Annotated in this window: 6 protein-coding genes; 1 reads left to right on the top strand and 5 read right to left on the bottom strand. The window is 65.5% G+C overall.

The features are described 5' to 3' along the window. Window positions 1-325: 325 nt before the first annotated feature. From LL972_RS19595 to ilvC, 5 genes are all read right to left on the bottom strand, one after another. Window positions 326-1,888 (bottom strand): 2-isopropylmalate synthase, encoded by a 1,563-nt coding sequence (locus LL972_RS19595; protein WP_104584028.1) that lies wholly within the window; start codon window positions 1,886-1,888, stop codon window positions 326-328. Continuing rightward, window positions 1,885-2,955, bottom strand: coding sequence for a threonine dehydratase (locus LL972_RS19590; RefSeq protein ID WP_232099345.1), 1,071 nt, complete (start codon window positions 2,953-2,955; stop codon window positions 1,885-1,887). Before LL972_RS19590 ends, LL972_RS19595 begins: the two co-directional genes overlap by 4 nt. 123 nt (window positions 2,956-3,078) lie before the next feature. Further along, complete coding sequence (locus tag LL972_RS19585) at window positions 3,079-3,336, bottom strand: ACT domain-containing protein (protein ID WP_104584030.1); 258 nt, start codon at window positions 3,334-3,336, stop codon at window positions 3,079-3,081. Next, window positions 3,320-5,041 carry an acetolactate synthase 2 catalytic subunit gene (gene ilvG / locus LL972_RS19580; protein WP_104584031.1) on the bottom strand — a complete coding sequence of 574 codons (1,722 nt, stop codon included), beginning with the start codon at window positions 5,039-5,041 and terminating at the stop codon, window positions 3,320-3,322. Before ilvG ends, LL972_RS19585 begins: the two co-directional genes overlap by 17 nt. A 42-nt stretch (window positions 5,042-5,083) precedes the next feature. Beyond that, window positions 5,084-6,085: a ketol-acid reductoisomerase gene (gene ilvC / locus LL972_RS19575; RefSeq protein ID WP_228329003.1), complete on the bottom strand. Its 1,002-nt coding sequence runs from the start codon at window positions 6,083-6,085 to the stop codon at window positions 5,084-5,086. Window positions 6,086-6,729: 644 nt separating this feature from the next. Between ilvC and ggt the strand changes: the two genes are divergently transcribed. After that, a complete protein-coding gene (gene ggt / locus LL972_RS19570; protein ID WP_228329002.1) occupies window positions 6,730-8,439 on the top strand; it encodes a gamma-glutamyltransferase in 1,710 nt (569 codons plus the stop codon).

Genomic DNA, 8,439 nt, shown 5'->3' with positions numbered 1-8,439 from the left:
CTCATGCGCAGGGTTGGTCGGTGTGCGGAGTTGGTCGGCGGCGCGGCGCCGCATCCAGTGTCGGGACACGCCGTGAAAAGGATGTACTTGCGGTGTGTCCCATGCCGGTACGCGTGCAAGCGCCCGCAGCAGGCCGGAGCATTCGCACAAAGCCGGCAGACCTCGTGTGCGAGGCTGTTCTGTGTCGGTACGAGTGCAAGCGCCTGCAGCAACCCGACGCACTTGCAAGAAAGTTGGAACACCAAACACCAGCACCAAACACCAAAACGGCCAGCAGATCACTCTGCCGGCCGTCAGGTTTGCATCTTTTAGAGAATGAGCAGAGTTACGCCACCGCAGCCGTCTTGCCGGCGACCACGCCGCGCTCGCGCTGACGCAACAGGCGGTTTGCCACATCCAGCCACGCCAGTGCGCTGGCTTCGATGATGTCCTTGCTGGTGCCGGTGCCTTCGTATTCCACGCCGTCGTGGCGCACGCTCAGGCTGGCTTCGCCGCGCGCGTCCGCGCCGATGCCCACGCTGTGCACCTGATAGCTGTCCAGCTCCAGCTTTACACCGGTGGCCGAGGCCAGTGCGCCGAATAGCGCATCCACCGGGCCGTTGCCCTGCGCAGTTTCGGCCACGCGGTTGCCTTCCGGATCGGACAATTCCACCAGCGCATTGGCACGGCTGCCGACATCGCTGATGGTCATCGACGCCAGGCGATAGCCTTCCTGCACAGTGGCATCCTGCATCAACGCCTGCAGGTCCGCGTCGGTGACCACGCGCTGCTTTTCGCACAATGCCTTGAACTGTTCGAAGACCAGTTTCACCTCTTCTTCTTCCAGCAGATACCCCAAGGCACGTAGGCGCTGCTCCACTGCCGCGCGGCCGCTGTGGCGGCCCAGCACCATCTGCGAGGACTCCCAGCCCACGTCTTCCGGACGCATGATTTCGTAGGTGCCGCGATGGCGCAGCATGCCGTGCTGGTGGATGCCCGACTCGTGCGCGAACGCATTGCCGCCGACCACTGCCTTGTTGCGCTGCACCGGCATGCCGACCAGGCGCTGCAGCAACTGCGAGGTGGAGACGATGCGTGGGGTGTTGATGTCGGTGTCGATGTTGTAGAACGCACCGCGCACCTTCAGTGCCATGGTGATTTCTTCCAGCGCACAATTGCCGGCGCGCTCGCCGATGCCGTTGATGGTGCATTCGACCTGGCGTGCGCCGCCTTCGATCGCCGCCAGCGAATTGGCCACCGCCAGGCCCAGATCGTTGTGGCAGTGCGCACTGAAGATGACGCTGTCGGCACCTTCCACGCTGGCGATCAGGCGCGAGAACATGCCGCGGATTTCTTCCGGCGTGGTGAAGCCCACGGTGTCCGGCAGATTGATCGTGGTGGCACCGGCGGCGATCGCCACGCGCGCCACCTCGGCCAGGAAATCCTCTTCGGTGCGGGTGGCGTCTTCGGCGGAGAACTCGACATCGTCGATATAGCCGCGCGCCAGCGTCACATGCCTGTGCACCGATTCCAGCACCTGCTCGCGGCTCATGCGCAGCTTGTGCTCGCGATGCAGCGGGCTGGTGGACAGGAAGACATGCAGGCGCGGATTGGCGGCCGCTTCCAGTGCACGTGCGGAAGTTTCGATATCGGCCTGCAGGCAGCGCGACAGCACCGCCAGCGTGGGGCGACGCAACTCGCGGCCGATCATCGCGACCGCTTCGCGGTCGGAATGCGAACTGGCCGGGAAACCGGTTTCGATGATGTCCACGCCGAGCTCGTCCAGCGCGCGCGCCATCACCAGCTTTTGCTGGGGCGTCATGCTGCAGCCGGGGGATTGCTCGCCGTCGCGCAGGGTGGTGTCGAAAATTCGGATACGCGGGGTCTGGTTGGATACGGTCGTGTTCACCAGGATGACTCCTCTACGGCGATGGCGGTGACAGGCGTTGAAGCGACTGCGGATGGGCGGGAAAGAACGGGTGTTTCGGGAAGTGACTTGGCGCTGCGTTCGTTGCGCAGCCGCTCGGTATTGCGACGACGCGGCTTGCGTGGCGGCCGCGGCCGCACCTCGGACAAGAGTGTGGCCAGAACAGTTGCGTCGATATTACCGCCAGAGACCACCGCGCACTTGCGTTTGCCTGACACGCGGCGACCGGCAGCCAGTGCCAGCGCGCCAGCACCCTCGGCGATGACGTGTTCCTCCAGCGCCAGGCGCACCAGGGTCTCGCGCAATTCGGCCTCGCGCACGATCACCACATCGTCAAGCAGGCTCGAGCACAGGCGGCGGGTCAGAAAGCCGGGAATCTTGACCTTCACGCCATCGGCCAGCGTGGGGACGGGAGTGATTTCGCGGAAGTCGCCGCGCACGGCACGGGCCATCGAATCGACGCCTTCCACCTGCGCGCCGACGATGCGCACACCCTGTGATTTCAGCGCCAGCGCCACCCCGGAGGCCAGCCCGCCGCCACCGATCGGCACGATCACCACGTCAGGGGCATGCGCAGCCAGTTCGATGCCGACCGTGCCTTGCCCGGCGATCACGTCCGGGTCGTCGAAGGCGGACAGAAAGCGATAGCCGTTCTGCTCGGCCAGCTCGCGCGCGAACGCAAACGCCTCGTCGTAGCTGTTGCCATGCTGGCGGACGGTCGCGCCCCAGTGCGCGACGCCGGCGATCTTGGTCTGCGGCGCGCCGTAGGGCATCACCGTGATGGCCTGCACGCCCAGCCGATACGCCGACCATGCCACCCCTTGCGCATGGTTGCCGGCCGATGCGCAGATCACCGGACGCTCGTCGCCGCGCTCCAGCCCGGCCAGCAATGCGTTCAATGCGCCGCGCACCTTGTAGGAGCCGGTGCGCTGCAGATTTTCCAGCTTCAACCACACACCGAAGCGCTCGGCGTAATGCAGCGGCGTGGGCGACAGGTACTTGCGCAGACGTGCCTGTGCGGCCAGCACGTCGGCCACGCTGACGGCCACGTCGCCTACGTCTGGCTCCTGCGGGGAGGGGCGGCCGGAATCAGGCATTGCGGCACGCGCACGGCCGATCCGGAAGAAGACACCTCCGGATGGCGGTTTGCTGGTCGCGCGAGGTCTGGGCGTTCACGCCGCGACCTCGACCGAGTCCAGCGCGGTGATCACCACCGACTCGCAGTCGTACACTTTTTCCAACTGCAGGCGCAGCGTCTCCGGCGGGCGGGTGCTGTCCACGTCCAGTTGCAGATGCCAGCGGCCGGCATCATCCGGTGCGCAGGCGCCCTGGATGGCGCAGGGGCGAAAGCCGCGTCGCTCGGTCATGCCGAGCACGCGCACCAAGGCGCCTTCGGCCGGCGTCAGCACCAGATCAAGCCGGTAACGCATGCGATGTCTCCTTGGCCGCGTGTGCGGGATTGCTGTCCAGCATGGTGCTGTTGGCGTTGTTGGGCGGCACCAGCGGCCACACGTTGGCGCGCGCGTCGATGGCCACGTGCAACAGGCCGGGGCCGGGTTGTGCCAGCAGTTCCGCCAGCGCCGCGTCCACGTCGCCGCGCGCGATGATGCGCTTGGCCGGGATGCCGAAGACCTGCGCCAATGCCGCAAAATCCGGGTTGTCGGACAAATCGATTTCGCTGTAGCGCTCGGCGAAAAACAGTTCCTGCCACTGCCGCACCATGCCCAGCGAACTGTTGTCCAGCAGCACGATCTTCACCGGCAGCTTGCAGCGCGCGATAGTGACCAGCTCCTGCACGTTCATCATGAAGCTGCCGTCGCCGGAGACCAGCACCACGGTGCGGTCGGGGCAGGCGAACTGCGCGCCCATCGCTGCCGGCAGGCCGAAGCCCATCGTGCCGAGCGCGCCGCTGGTGAGGTGATTGCGTGGATCGTTGAAGCGGCAATGCTGGGCCACCCACATCTGATGCTGACCGACATCGCAGGCGATGATGGTGTCGGCCGGGGCCACTTCGCTCAGGCGCTTGAGCAGCGCCGGTGCGTAGATATCGGTGCCGGGCGCGTCGTAACGCGCGCCGAATTTTTCGCGGTTGGCAAAGCAGCGCGTGCGCCATGCCTGGCAATTGCCGCGTGCCGCGCTCAGCGCTTTCAGGCTGGCCGCCACATCGCCGGGTACGGCGATGTCTGCCGTGCGTAGCTTGGAAATTTCGTAGGCGTCGGCATCCAGGTGGATGACGCGCGCAAATGGCGCGAATTCGCTCAACTTGCCGGTGGCACGGTCGTCGAAGCGCGCGCCGACGACAACAAGCAGATCGCACTCCTGGATCGCCATATTGGCCGCACGGGTGCCGTGCATGCCGAGCATGCCCAGATAATCCGGATGCGCATGCGGCAACGCGCCCAGGCCGCGCAAGGTCAGCGCGGTGGGAATGCCGGTGGCTTCGACAAAGCGCCGGAATGCCTCCACCGCACCGGCCAGGGCGATGCCTCCACCGCCGTACACCACCGGGCGTTCGGCACTGGCGATGGCCGCCAGCGCTTCGGCCAATTTCGCATCTTCCGGTGCCGGAGGCGGCAACACCGCCGCCGGCACGTGATCGGGCAGATGCGACGCATCGGCGATCTGCACATCCTTGGGCAGGTCGATCAGGACCGGCCCGGGACGTCCTTCGCGCGCAATGCGGAACGCTTCGCGCACCATGCCCGGAAGATCCTCCACGCGCCGCACCAGAAAGCTGTGCTTGACGATCGGCATGGTCATGCCGAACACGTCCAGTTCCTGGAACGCATCGGTGCCCAGCAACGGCGTGGCGACCTGGCCGGTCAGGCACACCATCGGGACCGAATCGAGCATCGCATCGGCAATGCCGGTGACCAGGTTGGACGCGCCCGGGCCGGAGGTGGCCACGCACACGCCAACCCGGCCGCTGGCACGGGCGTAGCCGTTGGCGGCGAGAGCAGCGCCCTGTTCGTGACGGACCAGGATGTGCTTGAGCCTGGAATCCACCAGGGCGTCGTAGAACGGCATGATGGTGCCGCCCGGATAACCGAACAGCGTTTCCACGCCCTCGGCTTCCAGGGCCTGCGTCAGCCAGCGCGCGCCGTTGCGGGGCGTGCTGTGTGCGGAGGTGTTCATGCGTTGCGGACCTTCGGTGTTAGCGGTGGGGGTGCGGCGGCATTACGCCGCTTGTTGATTCGCAGGTGCGACGGCGGCTTGCTGCTGGCCGTTGAGCCACACCATCTTGGCGCGCAGCTTCTTGCCCACTTCCTCGATCGGGTGCTCCAGATCTGCCTGCTTGAACTTGGTGTAGTTCGGCAGGCCGGCTTCGTACTCGGCCACCCAGTTCTTGGTGAAGGTGCCGTTCTGGATATCGGTCAGCACGTCCTTCATGCGCGCCTTGGTGCTGGCGTCGATCACGCGCGGGCCGCTGACATAGTCGCCGTATTGCGCGGTTTCGGACACGAATTCCAGCATGCGGGTGATGCCGCCTTCGTAAAACAGGTCCACGATCAACTTCAGTTCGTGCAGCACTTCGTAGTACGCGATCTCCGGCTGGTAGCCGGCTTCCACCAGCACTTCGAAACCGGCCTGCACCAGCGACGAGGCGCCACCGCACAGCACGGCCTGCTCGCCGAACAGATCGGTTTCGGTCTCTTCCTTGAAGGTGGTCTTGATGATGTTGGCGCGTGCCCCGCCCAGGCCGCCGGCATAGGTCAGCGCAAATTGCTCGGCCTTGCCGCTGGTGTCCTGGTACACCGCATAGATGCAAGGCACGCCACGGCCGATTTCATACTCGCGACGCACCAGCGCGCCCGGGCCCTTCGGCGCGACCAGCACCACATCCAGATCGGCGCGCGGGGTGATCATGTCGAAATGCACATTCAGGCCATGCGCGAACAGCAGGCAGGCGCCCTGTTTCATGTTCGGGGCGATGACGTCTTCGTAGAGCTTCTTCTGCACCATGTCCGGGGTCAGGATTGCGACCAGGTCGGCACTCTTCACCGCCTCGGCCGGTGCCACGACGGTGAAGCCGTCGGCCTGGGCCTTGGATTCGGTCGGGCCACCGGCACGCAGGCCGACGGTGACGTCGAAGCCGGAATCGCGCAGGTTCAGCGCATGTGCGCGGCCCTGGCTGCCGTAGCCGATGATCGCGATTTTCGGTTGGGTGTCGTTGCTCATGGAGTAGTCCTTGCGGGGTTTGGCAGTGGGAAAGAAATCAGCCGGCAGTGCAGACACTGGCCGGCCAAGCAAAGCGGGGATGGACGATGGCACTGCGCATGCGCGCGCAATCACCAGCGCGCCGGTGGGCACGTGTGATGGGCATTGCGGTGATGTCAGTGATGTCGTTCATGTCATTCGAAACTTTTGGTGGTCCCTGAAACGCGAAACCCCGCGCCGTTGCCGGTGCGGGGTCTGATCGAAGCCTTGTGTGTCTGTTGCCTACACGAAGTCCCGTCCCGCACCGGTTGGCGAGGTAATAAGTACGAGCACGAGAAGCGAGGCTGCCGACGCGCTGATGGGCGCGGACACTGGGGCGTTCGAGGTGGTGTGGCGGTGCGACATGTGACTGAGATAACCATCGCTGCCGGTGGGGTGTCAACCCTTGTGCGTGAAACGGCCGCATCAATGGGCGCTGTGTCGCGCAAAACCGCGTGGCAGCAGCATGGTTGCTGTTGAAACCGGATCGATGCAGGCCAGCGGTAGGCGATACGGATCACCAAATGCGCGGCATTTGTGCTGACAGGCAGCGCGTGTCGAACGACGCGGCCCGACCCGCTGGTATGGTTGGCGACTCACATGTGGTGTTTTGGGGATCTCCTGTCATGCGTCGCGTACCTGTGTTGTTGGTGTCTGCCTTGGCGCTGCTCGCGCCACCTCTCAGTGCTGCCGACCGGATCACCGGGCAGCCGTTCGCCACCCGCTCGGAAGTCATCGCCCCGCATGCGATGGCGGCGACTTCGCAGCCGTTGGCCACCCAGATCGCGCTGGATGTGATGAAGAACGGTGGTTCGGCAGTGGATGCGGCGATCGCCGCCAATGCCGCGCTGGGACTGATGGAGCCCACCGGCAACGGCGTCGGCGGGGATCTGTTCGCCATCGTCTGGGACCCCAAGACCAGCAAGCTCTACGGCTACAACGGCTCGGGCCGCTCGCCCAGGTCGCTGACGCTGGCCGAGTTCCAGCGCCGTGGGCTGAAGGACATTCCGCCGACCGGCCCGTTGCCGGTCTCGGTGCCGGGCGCGGTGGATGGCTGGTTCGCGCTGCACGAGCGCTTCGGGCGCAAGCCGATGGCGCAGAACCTGGCCCCGGCGATCCGCTACGCCCGCGAGGGCCATCCGGTGGCCGAGACCATCGCCTATTACTGGGACCGCTCGGTGCCACGCCTGTCGCAGTACCCCGGCTTCAAGGAGCAGTTCACCATCGACGGCCATGCCCCGCGCAAGGGCGAGCTGTGGAAGAACCCGAACCTGGCCAACACCTTGCAGCAGATCGCCGACGGCGGCCGCGATGCGTTCTACAAGGGCGACATCGCCCGCACCATCGGCGCCTATTTCAAGGCCAATGGCGGCTACCTGAGTTACGAGGATCTGGCCAGCCACACCGGCGAGTGGGTGGAGCCGGTGTCCACCAACTACCGTGGTTATGACGTCTGGGAGTTGCCGCCCAACAGCCAGGGCATCGCCGCGCTGCAGATGCTCAATATCCTGGAGGGCTACGATTTCTCCAAGATCCCGTACGGCTCGGCCGAGCATGTGCACCTGTTCACCGAAGCCAAGAAGCTGGCCTTCGCCGACCGCGCGCGCTTCTATGCCGACCCCGCCTTCCAGCCGGCGCCACTGGCCAGGCTGATTTCCAAGGACTACGCCGCGCAGCGTCGCGCGCTGATCTCCATGGACAAGGCGCTCAAGGAAGTGCAGCCGGGCACGCCAAAGCAGCTGGAAGAAGGCGACACCATCTACATGACCGTTGCCGATGCCGACGGCATGATGGTGTCGCTGATCCAGTCCAATTACCGCGGCATGGGCAGCGGCATGGCCCCGCCGGGGCTGGGCTTCATCCTGCAGGACCGCGGCGAGATGTTCGTGCTGAAAAAGGATCACCCCAACGGCTATGCGCCGGGCAAGCGGCCGTTCCAGACCATCATTCCCGCCTTCGTCACCAAGGAAGGCAAGCCGTGGCTGAGCTTCGGGGTGATGGGCGGGGCGATGCAGCCGCAGGGGCACGTGCAGGTCGTGATGAACCTGGTGGACTTCCATATGAATCTGCAGGAAGCCGGCGACGCGCCGCGCATCCAGCATGAAGGCTCCACCGAGCCGACCGGCCAGGCCACCGCGATGAGCGATGGTGGCGAGGTCAACCTGGAAACCGGCTTCTCCTACGACACCATTCGCGCACTGATGCGCAAAGGCCACCGGGTGATCTTTGCCGATGGCCCGTATGGCGGGTACCAGGCGATCGCGCGCGACCCGGCCAGCGGGGTGTATTACGGCGCTTCGGAAAGCCGCAAGGACGGGCAGGCCGCCGGCTACTGA

This window comes from Xanthomonas campestris pv. asclepiadis, from assembly GCF_020784175.1.
Lineage (GTDB): Bacteria > Pseudomonadota > Gammaproteobacteria > Xanthomonadales > Xanthomonadaceae > Xanthomonas > Xanthomonas campestris_D.
Note: the sequence above shows the minus strand (reverse complement) of the source record. Positions and strands in the feature narration are given on the sequence as shown.